This is a genomic window from Vibrio sp. STUT-A16, assembly GCF_026000495.1.
GTDB lineage: Bacteria > Pseudomonadota > Gammaproteobacteria > Enterobacterales > Vibrionaceae > Vibrio > Vibrio diabolicus.
Map to the genome: position 1 here is coordinate 2,133,056 of NZ_AP026765.1, position 16,745 is coordinate 2,149,800.

A 16,745-nucleotide genomic window follows, 5' to 3' on the forward strand; every position below is an offset into this window, starting at 1 on the left:
GTTCTGGTATGATGCCCACATTCGATTTATTCAGCGCCCAAACTTTGCTGAATATCTTCTCTTTCTGACGTTTGATTAAGATGATAGGAATGTCGCAATGAGCCTTGCTAATCAAGTACTTGCCGTCAATGACGACCTGCCAATTCGCACCCATAAACCCGTTCATAGCGGAAAAGTTCGTTCAGTTTACTGGTTAACTGAAGACGACAGCGCCCGACTGATCAAAGAAAAAGGATACGATGTCGCTCCAGATGCGCCTTTGGCTATCATGGTGATTAGCGACCGAATCTCTGCATTCGATTGTATTTGGCATGCTGAAGGTGGTCTTAATGGTGTCCCGGGTAAAGGGGCTGCGCTTAATGCGATTTCTAATCACTGGTTCAAACTATTCAAAGAAAATGGCTTAGCAGATAGCCATATTCTAGACATTCCTCACCCTTTTGTTTGGATTGTACAAAAAGCCAAACCGGTAAAAATCGAAGCCATCTGCCGCAAATACATCACGGGTTCGATGTGGCGCGCTTACGCAAATGGCGAGCGAGAGTTTTGTGGAATCCAACTTCCTGAAGGGTTAGAAAAAGACAAAGCACTTCCAGAATTGCTAATGACCCCATCCACAAAAGGCATTCTAAAAGGCATTCCCGGTGTGCCAGAAGCGGATGACGTAAATATTACTCGTCAAAACATCGTAGACAACTACGAAGCATTTAACTTCTCAAGTGCCGACGATATCGCACTCTACGAAAAACTGCTGAAAGAAGGCTTTAACGTTATCAGCCAAGCGTTAGAAGAAATCGACCAAATCTTTGTCGATACCAAATTCGAATTTGGTTATGTTCATGATGCTGCTAGCAATGAAAAGCTGATTTACATGGATGAAGTGGGTACACCAGACTCGTCTCGTATATGGGATGCTAAAGAATACCAAGCAGGTCACATCGTAGAGAACTCAAAAGAAGGTTTCCGCCAGTTCCTACTTAACCACTTCCCTGACCCAGATATCTTGCTAAACAAAGAACGTATGCCAGAGCGCGAAGCACTCGCTCGTGATAATGCTTTACCCGTCGAATCTTTGATGGCGATTTCGAGCACCTACATTGGTATTGCCGAGAAGATTACAGGAAAGCCGATTCATTTGAGTGAGAATCCGAAAGCGGAAATCATCGAAGTACTGAGCAAAGAATACGGATTGATTGACTAGCACTGTCGCTAGATTAGCTAAACGCTTTCCAATAAAAAGTCCGCAATAGCCTGCGGACTTTTTTCGTATTAGGCTCATTTTAGCCGATATTTAACGTAGTACCATCAGTTGTGGAGGCTGACTTGGTCGTCACCTGATATGTTTTGTCTTTAATCGTTGATACGAAATACCAGGTCGACTCTGCTTTGTCGGGCGTAAAAGTAACGCGCATAAAGCCACGCTGCTTGATATCTGCCCACTGTAATTCTGACACTAAGTGCGGCAACGTGTATTCCATTTGAGCGATCGCAACAGGATCTAACGCTAGGTAGGCCTCTAGCCCAGGGGAACTCACCGAGCTAGTTGCAAACTCTATCCCGATAGGATGCTTAGATACGTCTTTAAGCTCACTTGCCCATGCGTTGTGCGTATCTCCTGCCAAGCAGACAAAGTTACCACTGCTGGCTTTGGCCAGTTGATAAACTTTCTCTCGCTCAACGTAGTAACCATCCCATGCATCTAGGTTATATGGCAAAGCAATGGTATCTAAACTTGGGTCAGAGAGATAACCCGTAATCGCAGAGTTTACCGCTAATAACGCCTCTGTTTTTTGGTCTTCAGTGGCAGTAAACAATTGAAACATAGCGGTCATCACCGAACTTGGCAGCTCCATACGAGACATTAACACTTGTTGCCCTAGCACATTCCAAGTTGCGTCGTGCGTACTGAACGCATCCATCAGCCAAGCGAGTTGGTCAGCGCCTAACAGCTCTCGGTCTTCACTGCGCGACTGAGCAACTAAACCGCCAATCGCTTCCATCGTTGGAGAGCTGAGCGAGAAGTAATCCAACGGTTTATCACGCCCCACAAGTCGCGTATCGAGCATCATCAAATTGACTAAACTTCCAAACGAAAACTGACGGTAAATCAGCATGTTTGAGAAAGTGTTTTCACGAACGGGCAACCATTCTGTCCACGCGGCAGCCGCAGCTGCACGACGATCATTAAAGCTGCCCTCCTCTTCTTGATGGTTTTCCGCACCATTTTTCCAACTATCATTTGCAAGCTCATGGTCATCCCAGACAGCAATCATTGGTAGGTTCGCATGTAACGCTTGCAGATCAGCATCTTGGCGATATTGCGCATACCGTTTTCGGTAATCATCTAAGGTAATACATTCAGTGCCTTTGCTTGGCTCTCGCCCTAGTGCCTCAGCATCTTCACTAGCGTAGCCACCAGCACCATACTCATAAATGTAATCACCGAGATGAAGCACCACATCAAACGGGTCTTGCTCATGTTGATTTAAAATCTCTCGATACACATGGAAATAGCCTGCAGGATAGTTTGCACAAGAAACAACAGCCATGGATGCCTTTTCTACACCATCCTCTGGTAATGTTTGAGTTTGCCCGACTTCGCTAGTGACATCTCCAACCATGAATCGATAGTAGTAGCGAGAATTTGCGTTGAGATTTTGAACATCGACTTTTACCGTGAAATCTCGGCTCGTGTCTGTGGCAAAAGTGCCACTTTGCACGATATCAGTAAAATTTTCGTTAGATGAAACTTGCCAGCTTACATCTGCGTAGCTTGCTGAGGTCGTAACACGAGTCCAAATGATTACTTGTGTTTGAGTAGGATCTCCACTCGCCACTCCGTGCTCAAAGGTAACCGCAACAGATTCACTAGCATCGCTACCACAGCCCACCAGTCCGGTAACAATCGCCGTTGAAGAGGCAGCTTTCATAAAGTCTCGACGAGACAAAGACATATTGACTTCCTTTCTTATTGTGTTTGTTTTTATGCCCAAATGACGTGGTGACTCAATCATCCTTGTGTGCCAATAAGGGACGTGGTGACTCAATCATCCTTGTGTGCCAATAAGGGACGTTAATTCGAACTTACAGTACCAACCACTTAGTCGGTAATTTGTCCTAAAAACACAAAGTTAGAAGCTAGTTATGACAATTGCATTTCCAAACGTTACATTTTTGTTAATTTAAGTGCAAATACTCTATATTCATCACACTTCCAAGACCTGTGACAAAAACCTCAAAATAAAAAAGCGACCTACTTTGAGGTCGCTTTTCATTGCACTATTGTTAAGTAGTACATCGATGAAGTGGAAATACTCAGCTTAAAACTTGATGTTAAGAACATCTTGTTCTGACGTGTCCACTTTCAACTGACTGCGAGATTCTATGTACTCGATTTGCTGAACATCGAGCGAATATGGCATAACGACTCGCAATTCATTGATCCCTTCATGTTTAGCTAACTGGGTTAAGCGGACCAAATTGGATTCATCACTTTTACGAGAAGACATCGATTTTAATGCGGCATCCCACAACCGATCTTCAGGCTTGCTCAATTCCGCAATGTTCTGTTTCCACATCAAACCGAAAATAGGCGCGATGGTGGCAAATGCCTCTAAAAAGGTCCATTTTTTACTACCTGTCGCCCCTAAAAAGCTAGTGTAGTCGAATTCAATGCACGTCTTTCCTTGTTGATCCATTCTATGCCCCCGACACTCGAAAATGAGATATACCAAATATCGTTCAACTGTTTTGATATAGCAATGGGATATAAAACATTCGTCTTTTATGCACTAATTTACATGCAAAAGGAAATATTAAAACCAGCTTTGTAACAACTGATGTACAGCTTCGCCATATATAAGCATTCAATTGATTAATATTTCAATTAAGAAACTAAAAACAACACGTAAGTAACGCTATCAATATGAAATCATTATAGATTCACCAAGAAAATATCAATTCTTGTCACAACGTCATCCGCCTACCTACTTCACATCAATCACTCGACTGGCCTTTTTATACTGTACCTTCCAACCAGCCCAGCGTGGCAACTCCCAACGCTTCGGGTCCCCCTTACGGTTTCCCTCTCGATAAACGACCTGTACCAGCTTGCGAGACGCGTAATACTCAACATCCAGTTGGAGTTCTGGCAGCGAAAGTTCTAAAGGGTACTGCTCCGTGAAATCGTCGTATTCCCATTCTGGAACACCGTTAAATGTTAAGTCTTCCGGTTCAAACAACGCCATATCATCGACATTTTCAACGCCTAATGTTTCCAACTGATCCTTTAACCAGCTAGAAAATGTCAAGGAGGCCAAGTCGTTAACCTCTTCTCCTTCGACATTAAGGCCCAATGCGTTGTAGAGTTTCCAGTGTTGGATTTGTTGTTTTCTTTGAGAAGCAAAACCTGGTAACAGTGTCTCATCTTCTATCATTTCGACAATAGACTGAACAGCAACATCACCTTGTAACGCTTGGTGTTCAGTACAGATTATTCGTCCGGCGTAGATCAAATGCATCGTTGCTCTTGGCGTCTCTTCTTCATAATTAGTCTCACCTTGTTGCCACTCCCCAAATTCAAGTTCGCGTAACAACGTCAGCGGGATAGGCATCATGACCGATGCGAGGTTCAGTGTTTGCTTAACGCCTCGTCCTGGCACGCTATGGCTATCTAGCACGATGGCCGCTTCTTCTTTATCAAGAAAGCGGCTGTTACGCCCAACCAGCATCTCGACTACGCCATTTCCTAGAGCATCTCTTCGACGAGCTCGTCGGACAAACACAAGCTCAGGGTGCAATGAGGCGATGGAGAAAAAGAGCGCTTCACGTTTATATCGAGAGGCAACGTCAAGTTCCGGTAATTCAAATACTTCTCGCATTTGTTTTGCTAAACCTTGTGCCTCTTCGAGTGCGCTGGCATCAATGACAATACCAGGGAGTCGCTCCCCCCGAACCAAACGGATCAGCAAAGAGGCATCACATCCGTATGGCTCCTCTTGAGATAGAAGCTCAGCGACTTCACCACTTTGTCGCTGATAGAGTTGAGCAGGCACAGATAATGCTGCTGCCAAGTCAATCATTGCTTCCTTCTCTGTCTTCGCTTGAATTCTGGTAACGAGATCGGCAAACAGTGCATCAATAGGTAGTGGGTATACTTTTCTACCGTGCTGCGTGACATTGCCATCCTCATCAATCGCTTCCATAGATAACAACGTCGAATGAGATGCCTCTAGCAACTTTGGAGGAATTGAGTCGAGAAAATCGAATGTTGAAAGACGGTATCCACAACAAGCCGCTGCCAGCATGGGCTCGACGAGCTCTTCTCTGTGCAATTCTGGAGGCGTCACTAATTCTAAAGGCGCGTGTTCACCATATAGACGAATACAAGCCCCTTCAGCAACACGGCCCGCCCGCCCCATTCGCTGCGCGGCGCTGGCCTTAGAAATGTGGGTCAGCGTTAACGCTGTGCGACCGTTACGTTGAATGGTTCGACGCTCTAAGCCGCTATCAATGACAACTCGGATGTTAGGTATCGTTAAGGAGGTTTCCGCAACATTGGTTGCCAATACGACTTTTCGTTGTTTTTGCGTAGTTAACGCGCAGTACCGTTCTTCATCACTAACCGAGGCATGAAGTTTGACCACCATGACATCGCCGCAACTTTGTAGCATCTGAGCACATTGGGTGATCTCTTTGCGTCCAGGCAGGAAAACAAGAATATCGCCATCTTCATCTTCCAATGCTTCTTTTACCGCTCTGACAACCTCTTGTTCACATCCCTTCTTATTCGGTAAATAACGGCTGTCTAAAGAACGATGTGTCACTGTGACTGGAAAGCAACGCCCTTCAGATCGCAGACGCTTCGCATTCAGGTAACGCGCTAGCTTTTCACCCTCCAGCGTAGCGGAAGTGACGATCAACCGATGCTGATTTTCTTGCTTCAAAATTGCGGTTAATAGATCAATATCCCAGCGTCGCTCGTGAAATTCGTCCACTATCACGATATCGAAGCCTGCTAGCTTGTTTTCCGCAAACCAACGCAGTGCGACTCCCGGAGTCACAAATACAACTTCGGTTTTTTCATCAAAGTAGGCATGAAGCTTGATCGCGTAACCGACTTTGCGACCTATTGGCTCACCAGATTGCTCCGCAAGATATTCAGCCAGCGAGGTACAAGCAATTCGACGTGGTTCAATAACGAGCACGCGTCCGTGTTTTGTCGCCCACATAGGCAAACGGGTAGATTTACCTGACCCGGTTTCGGCTTCCACCACGAGATGGTTTTGGTTCACATGTTGGTCAAACTCAGCTTGCAGGCTGTCGATAGGTAGTTGAAACATAGAAATTGGATTTGATTTGATGATGCAGAACATTATACCCAAGTAAAAAAATCCTGCTTTAGGTATCTCTAAACAACCAATATTGCCGATATTTTCGGCGGTATATGAGTTTTTTTGCGACATTACATTGATGTGCATCAACGCATGTTTACAACTAAATGGTGAACCCGTTAAAATTTGGTGCGCATCCTTCAACCCTACATAAGGCACCCAATGAACAACGATAAACGCCCACTATATATTCCATATGCGGGTCCGGCTCTTTTAGCAACCCCTCTTTTGAACAAAGGCAGTGCATTCTCTGCTGAAGAACGTAGTTCATTCAACTTAGAAGGCTTGCTTCCAGAGTCTACCGAAACAATCCAAGAGCAGGTGGAACGTGCCTACCAGCAATACAAGAGTTTCGAAAGCGATATGGATAAACACATTTATCTGCGTAATATCCAAGACACCAACGAAACACTGTATTACCGCCTAGTGCAAAACCACATTTCTGAGATGATGCCTATCATCTACACGCCAACTGTCGGCGCAGCATGTGAAAACTTCTCTAACATTTACCGCCGTGGTCGTGGTCTATTCATTTCATATCCGAACCGTGACCGTATTGACGACTTGCTGAATAATGCAGCAAACCACAACGTTAAAGTGATTGTTGTGACAGATGGTGAACGTATCCTTGGCTTGGGTGACCAAGGTATCGGCGGCATGGGTATTCCTATTGGTAAACTGTCACTTTATACCGCGTGTGGTGGTATCAGCCCTGCTTACACGCTACCAATCGTGCTTGATGTGGGTACCAATAACCCACAACGTTTAGCTGACCCGATGTACATGGGTTGGCGTCACCCTCGTATTACAGGTGCAGAATACGATGCATTTGTAGAAGAGTTTATCCAAGCAGTACAGCGCCGTTGGCCTGATGCCTTGATCCAGTTCGAAGACTTTGCTCAGAAAAATGCGATGCCTCTTCTTGAGCGTTACAAAGATCGCGTGTGCTGCTTCAATGATGATATTCAAGGCACGGCGGCCGTTACTGTTGGCTCTCTACTTGCCGCCTGTAAAGCAGCAGGCACTCAGCTGTCTAAACAGCGTATCACCTTCTTGGGCGCTGGCTCTGCTGGTTGCGGTATCGCAGAAGCGATCATCGCACAAATGGTATCGGAAGGGATTTCTGACGAGCAAGCTCGCTCACAAGTCTACATGGTTGACCGTTGGGGTCTGTTGCAAGAAGGCATGCCTAACCTTCTTGATTTCCAACAACGCTTGGTGCAAAAGCATATCAATACGAAAGAGTGGGAAAATGAAGGAAATGGCTTCTCACTACTCGACGTTATGCGTAACGCCAAACCAACGGTACTAATTGGCGTTTCTGGTGCTCCTGGCCTATTTAGCCAAGAAGTCATCGAAGAAATGCATAAACACTGTAAACGTCCGATTATCTTCCCACTGTCGAACCCAACAAGCCGCGTAGAAGCAACACCGAACGACATCATTCGTTGGACAAATGGTGAAGCACTGGTTGCAACAGGTAGCCCATTTGAGCCTGTGGTTCATGAAGGTCGCACTTACCCTATTGCACAATGTAACAACAGCTACATCTTCCCTGGCATTGGCCTTGGTGTACTTGCTGTAAACGCAAAACGTGTCACCGACGAGATGCTAATGGAATCAAGCCGTGCGCTCGCAACATGCTCACCTTTAGCAATCAATGGTCGTGGTGCGCTACTTCCACCGTTGGAAGAGATCCACTCGGTATCGAAAAAGATCGCGTTTGCTGTTGGTAAGAAGGCAATCGAGCAAGGTGTGGCGTTAGAAATTACTGATGAAGCATTGAACGTGGCGATTGAACAATCGTTCTGGCAGCCGGTTTACCGTCGTTACAAACGCACTGCGTTCTAAGCTTGAGACATTTCGTTTAATAATTAGCCCCTACCATGTAGGGGCTTTTAATTTTTTATCATCCTAACCAGATTTTGGCATAAATGGGCTTCTCTCTTTTTGTTTCTATCAGATATGATGAGAACTACATTTTTAGTTAAGGATATAAAACGTTTTGTTGTTTTCTCGCATAAGATCAAAGTGGAAGCTGAAATTTTCCTGGAAGCGACTTGCTTTGATTTTGTCGATCTCTGTACTTAGTCTGCTTGTTTCTGTTATTGCCATCGACCGGTGGGTGGTTTTACAAGCCAAAGAAAGCATTTTCACTGAATACGAACAAATACCTCAACATGAGGTTGCTGTGGTTCTCGGTACCAGTAAATACATCGGTAAGATCCTCAACACTTACTACACTCATCGCATTAATGCAGCGATTGAGCTTTACAACCAAGGCAAAGTAAAACAGTTTTTATTGAGTGGCGATAACGCCCATCGCTCCTACAACGAACCGTGGACGATGAAACGCGACTTACTTAAAGCCGGCGTGCCTGAGGAAGTGATTCACCTTGATTATGCTGGCTTTCGTACTCTAGATTCGATTGTGAGGGCGAAAAAGATTTTTGCTTCGGAGCGCTTTCTGATTGTGACTCAGCGCTTTCATTGTGAGCGAGCGCTGTTTATTGCCGATGCTTACAACATTGATGCGCAGTGTCTTGCGGTAGCAGGACCTACGACAAACAAACAAAAAACATCAATGCGTATTCGAGAGTTGCTCGCCCGTGTGAAAGCCTTTTTAGACCTCTACATTATTAATACGCAGCCCAAGTTTCTTGGTCCTCAAGAGCCTATCGTTGCAGTAAAAGAGCCTGAAAAAATCTCTAATGAGCCTCTGCAAGTTCCCGTCGAATAGAGGAATCACGCAGCTCACAAGGCTAATAACATTTCTATAAAACAAATGGGTAGTTTTCTACCCATTTCCAATTCTCAACATCACATTTTCTAATTTGCTCTACGATTCAGGCAAAACTCTTTTTTGCATTCCAAGTAACATTTAATCAATAAATAACTACAAGTCAGTTACTTTGCCATAAAAAAACCGACAAAAGGCAATGCAAAAGGAGCACTACCCATGACCGCACTCGCTGTGACATTGAAGAACTGGTTCTTCACTCGCAACAGCATGATTTTGAACGCGAATATCGTATTGTTCATTATCTTGTTTAATACCCTACCCTTTGAGCCACAAGTAGTAACCGGCCTGAGCATCTTAGTTTTTGTTGCTATTCTTTGGCTAACCGAAGCGATTCACGTCAGCATAACCGCGCTACTCATACCATTACTTGCGGTATTTTTAGGCGTGTTTAACACTCAGACCGCACTGAACAACTTCTCCAACTCCATCATCTTTCTATTCTTAGGTGGTTTTGCACTTGCTGCAGCTTTGCATAAACAGAAGTTAGACCAAGCTATTGCTGATAAAGTGCTGTTACTCGCACGAGGCAAAATGTCTGTCGCTGTATTCATGCTATTTGGTGTGAGTGCTGGCCTGTCAATGTGGATTTCAAACACCGCCACTGCCGCTATGATGCTGCCCCTTGTACTGGGTGTGATGACAAAGCTAGACGCCAAGAAAAACCACAACACCTTTTTGTTTGTTCTGCTCGGCATCGCTTACAGCGCTTCGATTGGTGGTATTGCAACGCTGGTTGGTAGCCCACCAAACGCCATTGCAGCAGCTGAAGTCGGCCTAAGTTTTACTGAGTGGATGAAGCTCGGTGTGCCTATCTCATTAGTACTAATGCCAATCGCTATTCTCGTTTTGTACACCATGACTAAGCCTGACCTTAGCCACAAGTTTGACCTTGACCATCAACCAGTCGAGTGGACAAACGGCAAAATGATTACGCTGGCGATTTTCTTACTGACGGTCACGTTGTGGATTTTCAGTAAGCCTATTAACGCTATGCTGGGTGGCTTCGCTAAGTTCGATACCCTTGTAGCAATAGGTGCGATCCTTCTGCTTGGGGCTTCTCGCGCTGTAGAGTGGAAAGATATTGAGAAAACAACCGACTGGGGTGTGTTAATCCTATTTGGTGGTGGCATCTGTTTGAGTAACGTCCTAAAAGCAACCGGAACAAGCGTATTTTTGGCTCATAGCTTGTCAGGCTTCCTTGAGCAAGCCGGTATTCTTCTAACGATTCTTGCAGTGGTTGCTTTTGTTGTCTTCTTGACTGAGTTTGCAAGTAACACCGCTAGTGCTGCACTGCTGGTCCCTGTATTTGCAACCATCGCAGAGGCCTTAGGCATGTCTCCGGTCATTCTCTCTGCATTGATTGCCGTCGCTGCATCTTGTGCATTTATGTTACCAGTTGCAACACCTCCAAACGCGATTGTGTTCGGTACGGGTCATATCAAGCAAAAAGAAATGATGCGAATTGGTTTCGTCTTAAACATTGCCTGTATTGCTGCACTAACGCTTTTCGCTTGGTTGTTCTGGTAAAAACAGCAAGTTCGATTAGCACTACACTGCTGCTCACGGTAATCATATCGATGACCCAAACTTCCCCCTAAGTGGTGTTCAGCAGTTTCCCTCTTGGTGGCCAGTTGGCCACCTTTTTTTATTCCTTTGAGTGACGAATCGTTAGGCTTGCTTCTTTTCGCAGGCAAGCAAACCATAATGAACCTCGACCCGGTTGCGACCATTGCGCTTCGCTTGGTAAAGCACTTCGTCTGCTCTCGCCATGGTTTCTGAGACGCGTTCATTTTGCATTTGGGCAACGCCAATGCTGCATGTTAATGATTCACCGTGTACCCACAAATGACTCTCCACATTTTTGCGAATCATTTCCGACTTCTTCACAGCTTGATCAATATTGGTGTCAGGGCAAAATACAACAAATTCTTCTCCTCCCCAACGAACAAGTCGGTCATCTGGGTAGATGGAACTTGCCACCACCATGACAAATTCGCGCAATATGTCATCCCCCATTTGGTGCCCAAATTTGTCATTCACCTTCTTAAATTTATCCAAATCCATATAAAGGATACTGAATGTACTATGCCCCCAGCGAACTTGCCGTGATTGCTGCTCAAGCCAGTGCTGCACTGCGTGACGGTTCATCGCTCCCGTCAACGCATCGCGATGCGCCAACTCTGCAAACTCATAGTTTTGAGCTCGCAACGTACCATTCACCTTCTCTAAATGACGATGACGTTTTTTCGCTTTTTCATAAGCGACTCGATTTTTTCGTAATTCGTGCAGCGAAAATGCCAGTCCAAGCGCCATCCAAGAGAGTAAGAGCGCATACAGTAACGTTTCTTGTGCAAGGTAAGCGCCTTCAAACTCAATTTTATCAATCACAATTTTGTGCTCGCCAAGTGCCGCACCAGAGCCGGTCGCGATATCAATACGTGTGATGTTTGAAAATTCAGGTGCAGAGTGTTCAATCGCAACTTTGTTGTCTACTAACCACCACGTCATCACCTGTAAATTTTTAATCGGAATTTCGATGATGTCGTTTGAACCGGACGGAGAAAACTGCATGCCATTGTATTTAATAGTGTACTCGTCGTCTGGTTTGGAATACTCAGGGTTATAGTTGCGCAGATATAAACGCAAATCATGGCTCGGATTGGGCCCCACCCCCGCCTCTTCATATCTCACTTTCAATCGAATCGTATGGTAATTGGAAAGGTCAATCCCCTGTGTTGGCGTTGTGGAATCGGTATAAACAGAGATTCCGCAATAAGGCCAAGCATACGAGCTTTGCTTTAAGTCACAGCTGAGAACTAGGCTTTGCTTATCGTAAAAAATATCAGCCTCACTCAAGCCACCTTCGCTGGCGTCTTTAGTCGCATAGATATTGAAATGTTCTGGTGTAATGGTCAGCTTTCGTGTATCGCCAAGAACACTATAAAGCGCAACCAAACTAATAGTGCAAATAGAGAGGGCAAAGATAAATTTATGGATCCACTTCATGGGCGAGTGACCTGCTCAGCTTATATACAACACAATGTACTCAATGATTTTTCGAACTTCAAACAAAGTCATTTATCAAGAAACAAAATTACTTTTAGCTTTCGTTCTTACTTTCGATACATGGTAACGTGTTTTGAACCGTTATCACGTTTTTAAATCTCTCAAAAATGCGGTTCACTTGTTATTTGCGAAGCATTTCACAGCCGTATTTCCTAACCCATGAAGGCCAGTGCATAACATTTCAGAGCGATACATTTCGCTTTAATGTGCCTGTCAACCCTGCATCTCATCACCACTTCGGATATACTGTGCAAAAACACAATAATGAGTAATGTCATGTCATTAATTGCAACTGGTACGCTAAATAAAATGCGTGCATCTCTGGACGGTGCTGTCAGTTACCGTCTACCTGTTGGTGAGGAAGAAATTGATCTATCGCCGTTTCTGGGTAAAACGCTCACACTGACTCACACGGGCAATATTTTTTGTTGCTCATGTGGTAAGAAAACGAAAAAGAGTTATTCGCAAGGCCATTGTTTTGTCTGTATGAAAAAGCTAGCAAGCTGCGATATGTGCATCATGAAGCCAGAGACTTGCCACTACGACCAAGGGACTTGTCGCGAGCCACAATGGGGCGAAGAGAACTGCATGGTGGATCACTTTGTCTACCTATCCAATACATCCAGCTTAAAAGTTGGTATCACTCGTCATACGCAAATCCCAACTCGTTGGATTGATCAAGGTGCGACTCAGGGTTTGCCAATTTTTAAGGTAAAAACTCGACATATCTCCGGATTAATTGAAGTTGAACTGGCGAAACACATCGCAGATAAAACCAATTGGCGCACACTGCTGAAAGGCGATGGTGAACCAATGGCACTGCAAGATCGTTTTGCTGAGCTATTACCTTTAGTCGAAGACAAGATTGCTGAGATAAAACAGCAATTCGGTGAAGATGCAATTGAAATATTAAGCGAAAGCATTACCGACCTTAGCTATCCGGTGCAACAGCACCCAACTAAGATCACCTCGCATAATTTCGATAAAAACCCGGTTGTTACTGGCACTTTGCAAGGCATCAAAGGTCAATACCTCATTTTTGACACTGGCGTGATCAACGTAAGAAAATTCACTTCCTATGAAGTGGAAATAAGCGCCTAGTTTCGTATGTGGCTGGTTTATTGAAATAAAAACGAAAAAGCTCGAGTTTGACTCGAGCTTTTGTTTTTCTATCAGGAAGATATGATCAGTTACGCATCAAGGATGTTTTCTAGTACATCGAACAACATATCGACTTCTTCTATTGTGTTGTAATGCATGCAACCAATTCGTACTACACCACCCGACTCTTCTAGACCAAGTTGACGAACTAAACCCAGCGCATAAAAGTGGCCGTTCCAAACACAGATGTTGTGTTCACCCAGCGTTTTCGCGATGAATTCTGGAGAATATAGGTCGAATGTTAGCGCAAAAGTTGGTGTGCGGAGTTGGCTATCTTCTTTCGCAATGCCAAATAGATTGACACCATCTAGTGCACTCAGACGCTGTAAGAAACGCTCACTCAAGCGTTGCTCATGTTGTTCATACAATTGGTAACTTTGCTCCAATCGTTGACGAAGAGGTAAACCGGCTTCACCAAATTGAGCCAGATACTCAACCGCAGCAACGACACCAGCAAGACCTTCAAAACTTTGCGTCCCCGTTTCAAATCGGCCTGGGCCAATATTGGTTGCAGGCTCGACTTTGTACGGACGAATACTGTGCAGCCACTGATCGGCAATGTAAGCAATACCAACGTGCGGGCCGAAAAACTTGTAAGCAGAGCACGCTAAAAAGTCACAACCCAACGCTTGAACATCAACCAAGTGATGCGGCGCGTAATGAACGGCATCCACATAAACTTGTGCCCCGACGTTGTGCGCCATGCTTACTACTCGCTGCACATCCACGATAGAACCAGTCGTATTCGATGCATAGGTCACCGCTACAAGGCGCGTTTTATCAGAAAGAAGACTGCTTAAATGCTCCAAGTCCAACGTACAATCATCTTCGTTGATACGAACCTGATGAACCGTAACGCCTTGATCTTCTGCCGCTTGTTGCCAGCTGGACACATTCGAATAGTGGTCCAAAGCAGAAACAATGATCTCATCTCCCTCTTGCCAATCTCGGCTAATCGCACGACTAAGCTGAAAGGTTAACGATGTCATGTTCGCACCGAAGACGATATTGCCAGATGACGGCGCGTTTAGCAGAGCTTGCGCTGACTCGCGTGCATTTTGCATCACGTCAACCGTCTTTTGGCTAGAAAAATAATGCCCGCCTAAGTTGGCGTTGAAACGACCTAAATATCCCACCATGCTGTCTAGCACTGATTGAGGTACCTGTGACCCGCCTGGACCATCAAAAAACGTCACAGGTTTGTCGTTATGGTATTGAGCGAGCGCCGGAAACTGCTCTCTGATCAGATTAAGATTGAAGTTCATTGCGCTTATCCGTAGCCGTGAGTACAAACACATCCATATGACCCGCTTCATCATCAATGACAGAACGGATTGGGCACGCGTTGTGCCACAGTTTACTGTCTGCCAATATTGCAACCTCACCCGTTTCTAACACCTTACGGAAAAATGGGGCTTGGTTATGACTGCTGTACAGCATGATGTCACCACCAATGATGTTATGGCGTCCTACGCCAACCATTGCAATGTGATCAAAACCGTCTTGGTGCACACCTTCAGGTGCCACTTGAGTTTCTTCTTCTAGCGCTGTGATTCGGATTTGGTGAATTTCTATTTCCTGGCCGTTAGGCAGATGATTCGCATTGACAAACAATTCGCACATTTCTCGGAAACCATCACTGATGAGAATATCCTTCTCAATCGGCTCAAATTGTCTTACAACATCACCTTGGAATCGGTTGATATCAGACGATTGAACAAAGCTGTTTTTGTTTAAGTCAATGACTTTGCCATTATCAAAACCAACCACAGAATAACGTCTTAGTCGATACTGACCATCTGCATGCTCGGTACGAGGCAGTTCTTCAAACGATGGGGAAAGCTGCTCTATTGCTGCCATGCTGAGCTGTGTTAAATGCAGAGTATTCTCACGTGAATGTAACATCATTGTCTCCTTTAATGAGGCACATTAATTAACATTTAATTTACACACTAGGTTACGCAAATATTCTGCAATTGCCAGCTTTTAACGTTGATAGCTTCAACAAAATAACAAAAACAACATAACAAACCAATTCAAAGCAAAAATACAGAGCCATGTTTCACTTTTGCGCTTTGGCGATATTTGAAACTAGACTTCTCTACTACGAATAGAATTTTATGCTAGAAGTCAACGTTCTTTATCAATCTTTAGTGGGTTCTAATCTATAACCAATTATTCGATCACAATCGTTGTTTATGCTTTTAAAGCACTAAGAATTTCCATACAATCGAGGGAAATGTTCAGCCCTTTTTGGAGCCATAATGAGCGACGTAAAACATTGTAAACTATTAATTCTTGGTTCTGGTCCAGCAGGATACACAGCTGCCGTGTACGCAGCGCGTGCCAACCTAAACCCTGTGCTTGTGACGGGAATGCAACAAGGTGGTCAGCTAACCACCACTACTGAAGTTGAAAACTGGCCCGGCGACGCTGAAGGTCTGACAGGTCCTGCATTGATGGATCGCATGAAAGAGCACGCCGAGCGTTTCGAAACTGAGATCGTGTTTGATCACATCAACGAAGTAGAACTATCACAACGCCCATTTCGTTTAAAAGGCGATTCTGGCGAGTACACATGTGACGCATTGATTATTTCTACAGGTGCATCAGCAAAATACCTTGGCCTTGAGTCTGAAGAAGCATTTAAAGGTCGCGGCGTTTCTGCTTGTGCAACCTGTGACGGTTTCTTCTACCGTAATCAGAAAGTTGCAGTTGTGGGCGGTGGTAACACTGCTGTTGAGGAAGCACTTTACCTATCTAACATTGCGTCAGAAGTTCACCTGATCCACCGCCGCGATTCATTCCGTGCAGAGAAGATCCTTGTGAAACGTCTGATGGATAAAGTTGAAAGCGGTAATATCGTTCTTCATACCGATCGAACTCTCGATGAAGTACTTGGCGACGACATGGGCGTAACTGGCGTTCGTATTAAAGACGTCAACACAGGTGCGACTGAAGACCTTGAAGTGATGGGCGCGTTTATTGCGATCGGCCACCAGCCAAACACACAAATCTTTGAAGGCCAAGTAGACATGAAAGATGGCTACATCATCGTTAAGTCTGGCCTAGAAGGCAACGCGACACAAACTAGCATTGAAGGTGTATTTGCAGCAGGCGACGTTATGGACCATAACTACCGTCAAGCTATCACATCTGCAGGTACAGGTTGTATGGCGGCATTAGATGCTGAGCGTTTCTTAGACTCACTTGGTGACAAATAACTTTTCACATTTGTGTCATATCCTTAAAGCCCAGCGGTATTCCCGCTGGGTTTTCTTTTGTATACTACCGCCTCATTAAAACAATTATCATTAAGCCTT

At 44.8% G+C, this 16,745-nt stretch carries 12 protein-coding genes; 6 read left to right on the forward strand and 6 right to left on the reverse strand.

Going from position 1 to position 16,745, the window contains the following annotated elements:
* The first annotated feature begins 97 nt into the window (after nt 1–97).
* Entirely contained in the window at nt 98–1,201 is a 1,104-nt protein-coding gene (locus tag OO778_RS10255; protein WP_256936197.1) for a phosphoribosylaminoimidazolesuccinocarboxamide synthase, read from the forward strand.
* 79 nt (nt 1,202–1,280) lie between these two features.
* Here the strand turns inward: OO778_RS10255 and OO778_RS10260 are convergent, their stop codons facing one another.
* The 3 genes from OO778_RS10260 to OO778_RS10270 form a co-directional block, all read right to left on the reverse strand.
* Complete coding sequence (locus tag OO778_RS10260) at nt 1,281–2,954, reverse strand: alkaline phosphatase D family protein (RefSeq protein ID WP_256936196.1); 1,674 nt, start codon at nt 2,952–2,954, stop codon at nt 1,281–1,283.
* A gap of 366 nt (nt 2,955–3,320) precedes the next feature.
* Complete coding sequence (locus OO778_RS10265) at nt 3,321–3,698, reverse strand: hypothetical protein (RefSeq protein ID WP_005377965.1); 378 nt, start codon at nt 3,696–3,698, stop codon at nt 3,321–3,323.
* Between the two features lie 288 nt (nt 3,699–3,986).
* The gene (locus OO778_RS10270; RefSeq protein ID WP_264909704.1) at nt 3,987–6,341 is read right to left on the reverse strand and encodes a helicase-related protein; all 2,355 of its coding nucleotides are present in this window, start codon (nt 6,339–6,341) and stop codon (nt 3,987–3,989) included.
* Between the two features lie 213 nt (nt 6,342–6,554).
* On the opposite strand from OO778_RS10270, the gene OO778_RS10275 reads away from it, so the two are divergent.
* The 3 genes from OO778_RS10275 to OO778_RS10285 all read left to right on the forward strand — a co-directional run bounded on the left by OO778_RS10275 (nt 6,555) and on the right by OO778_RS10285 (nt 10,722).
* Nucleotides 6,555–8,243: an NAD-dependent malic enzyme gene (locus OO778_RS10275; protein WP_074191157.1), complete on the forward strand. Its 1,689-nt coding sequence runs from the start codon at nt 6,555–6,557 to the stop codon at nt 8,241–8,243.
* Nucleotides 8,244–8,397: 154 nt separating this feature from the next.
* Nucleotides 8,398–9,132, forward strand: a complete 735-nt coding sequence (locus tag OO778_RS10280) for an ElyC/SanA/YdcF family protein (protein WP_031780501.1) — start codon at nt 8,398–8,400, stop codon at nt 9,130–9,132.
* A gap of 219 nt (nt 9,133–9,351) precedes the next feature.
* Nucleotides 9,352–10,722, forward strand: a complete 1,371-nt coding sequence (locus tag OO778_RS10285) for a DASS family sodium-coupled anion symporter (protein WP_005395853.1) — start codon at nt 9,352–9,354, stop codon at nt 10,720–10,722.
* Between the two features lie 141 nt (nt 10,723–10,863).
* Here the strand turns inward: OO778_RS10285 and OO778_RS10290 are convergent, their stop codons facing one another.
* Nucleotides 10,864–12,201 carry a GGDEF domain-containing protein gene (locus OO778_RS10290; RefSeq protein ID WP_006742609.1) on the reverse strand — a complete coding sequence of 446 codons (1,338 nt, stop codon included), beginning with the start codon at nt 12,199–12,201 and terminating at the stop codon, nt 10,864–10,866.
* A gap of 336 nt (nt 12,202–12,537) precedes the next feature.
* Here OO778_RS10290 and OO778_RS10295 point away from each other — a divergent pair, with 336 nt between their 5' ends.
* Complete coding sequence (locus tag OO778_RS10295; protein WP_074191156.1) at nt 12,538–13,362, forward strand: DUF2797 domain-containing protein; 825 nt, start codon at nt 12,538–12,540, stop codon at nt 13,360–13,362.
* Nucleotides 13,363–13,451: 89 nt separating this feature from the next.
* Here OO778_RS10295 and OO778_RS10300 read toward each other — a convergent pair whose 3' ends face one another.
* The gene (locus OO778_RS10300) at nt 13,452–14,687 is read right to left on the reverse strand and encodes a cysteine desulfurase-like protein (RefSeq protein ID WP_074191155.1); all 1,236 of its coding nucleotides are present in this window, start codon (nt 14,685–14,687) and stop codon (nt 13,452–13,454) included.
* The gene (locus OO778_RS10305) at nt 14,671–15,327 is read right to left on the reverse strand and encodes a 2OG-Fe dioxygenase family protein (RefSeq protein WP_074191154.1); all 657 of its coding nucleotides are present in this window, start codon (nt 15,325–15,327) and stop codon (nt 14,671–14,673) included. Before OO778_RS10305 ends, OO778_RS10300 begins: the two co-directional genes overlap by 17 nt.
* Before the next feature lie 359 nt (nt 15,328–15,686).
* Here OO778_RS10305 and trxB point away from each other — a divergent pair, with 359 nt between their 5' ends.
* Nucleotides 15,687–16,646, forward strand: coding sequence for a thioredoxin-disulfide reductase (trxB, locus tag OO778_RS10310; protein ID WP_005393195.1), 960 nt, complete (start codon nt 15,687–15,689; stop codon nt 16,644–16,646).
* Nucleotides 16,647–16,745 lie beyond the last annotated feature (99 nt).

Bases quoted from the DNA above. Each gene is read 5' to 3' on its own strand.
- trxB (WP_005393195.1), top strand. From the start codon at position 15,687: ATGAGCGACGTAAAACATTGTAAACTATTAATTCTTGGTTCTGGTCCA.
- OO778_RS10265 (WP_005377965.1), bottom strand. From the start codon at position 3,698: ATGGATCAACAAGGAAAGACGTGCATTGAATTCGACTACACTAGCTTT.
- OO778_RS10260 (WP_256936196.1), bottom strand. From the start codon at position 2,954: ATGTCTTTGTCTCGTCGAGACTTTATGAAAGCTGCCTCTTCAACGGCG.
- OO778_RS10300 (WP_074191155.1), bottom strand. From the start codon at position 14,687: ATGAACTTCAATCTTAATCTGATCAGAGAGCAGTTTCCGGCGCTCGCT.
- OO778_RS10305 (WP_074191154.1), bottom strand. From the start codon at position 15,327: ATGTTACATTCACGTGAGAATACTCTGCATTTAACACAGCTCAGCATG.
- OO778_RS10270 (WP_264909704.1), bottom strand. From the start codon at position 6,341: ATGTTTCAACTACCTATCGACAGCCTGCAAGCTGAGTTTGACCAACAT.
- OO778_RS10275 (WP_074191157.1), top strand. From the start codon at position 6,555: ATGAACAACGATAAACGCCCACTATATATTCCATATGCGGGTCCGGCT.
- OO778_RS10295 (WP_074191156.1), top strand. From the start codon at position 12,538: ATGTCATTAATTGCAACTGGTACGCTAAATAAAATGCGTGCATCTCTG.
- OO778_RS10255 (WP_256936197.1), top strand. From the start codon at position 98: ATGAGCCTTGCTAATCAAGTACTTGCCGTCAATGACGACCTGCCAATT.
- OO778_RS10290 (WP_006742609.1), bottom strand. From the start codon at position 12,201: ATGAAGTGGATCCATAAATTTATCTTTGCCCTCTCTATTTGCACTATT.
- OO778_RS10285 (WP_005395853.1), top strand. From the start codon at position 9,352: ATGACCGCACTCGCTGTGACATTGAAGAACTGGTTCTTCACTCGCAAC.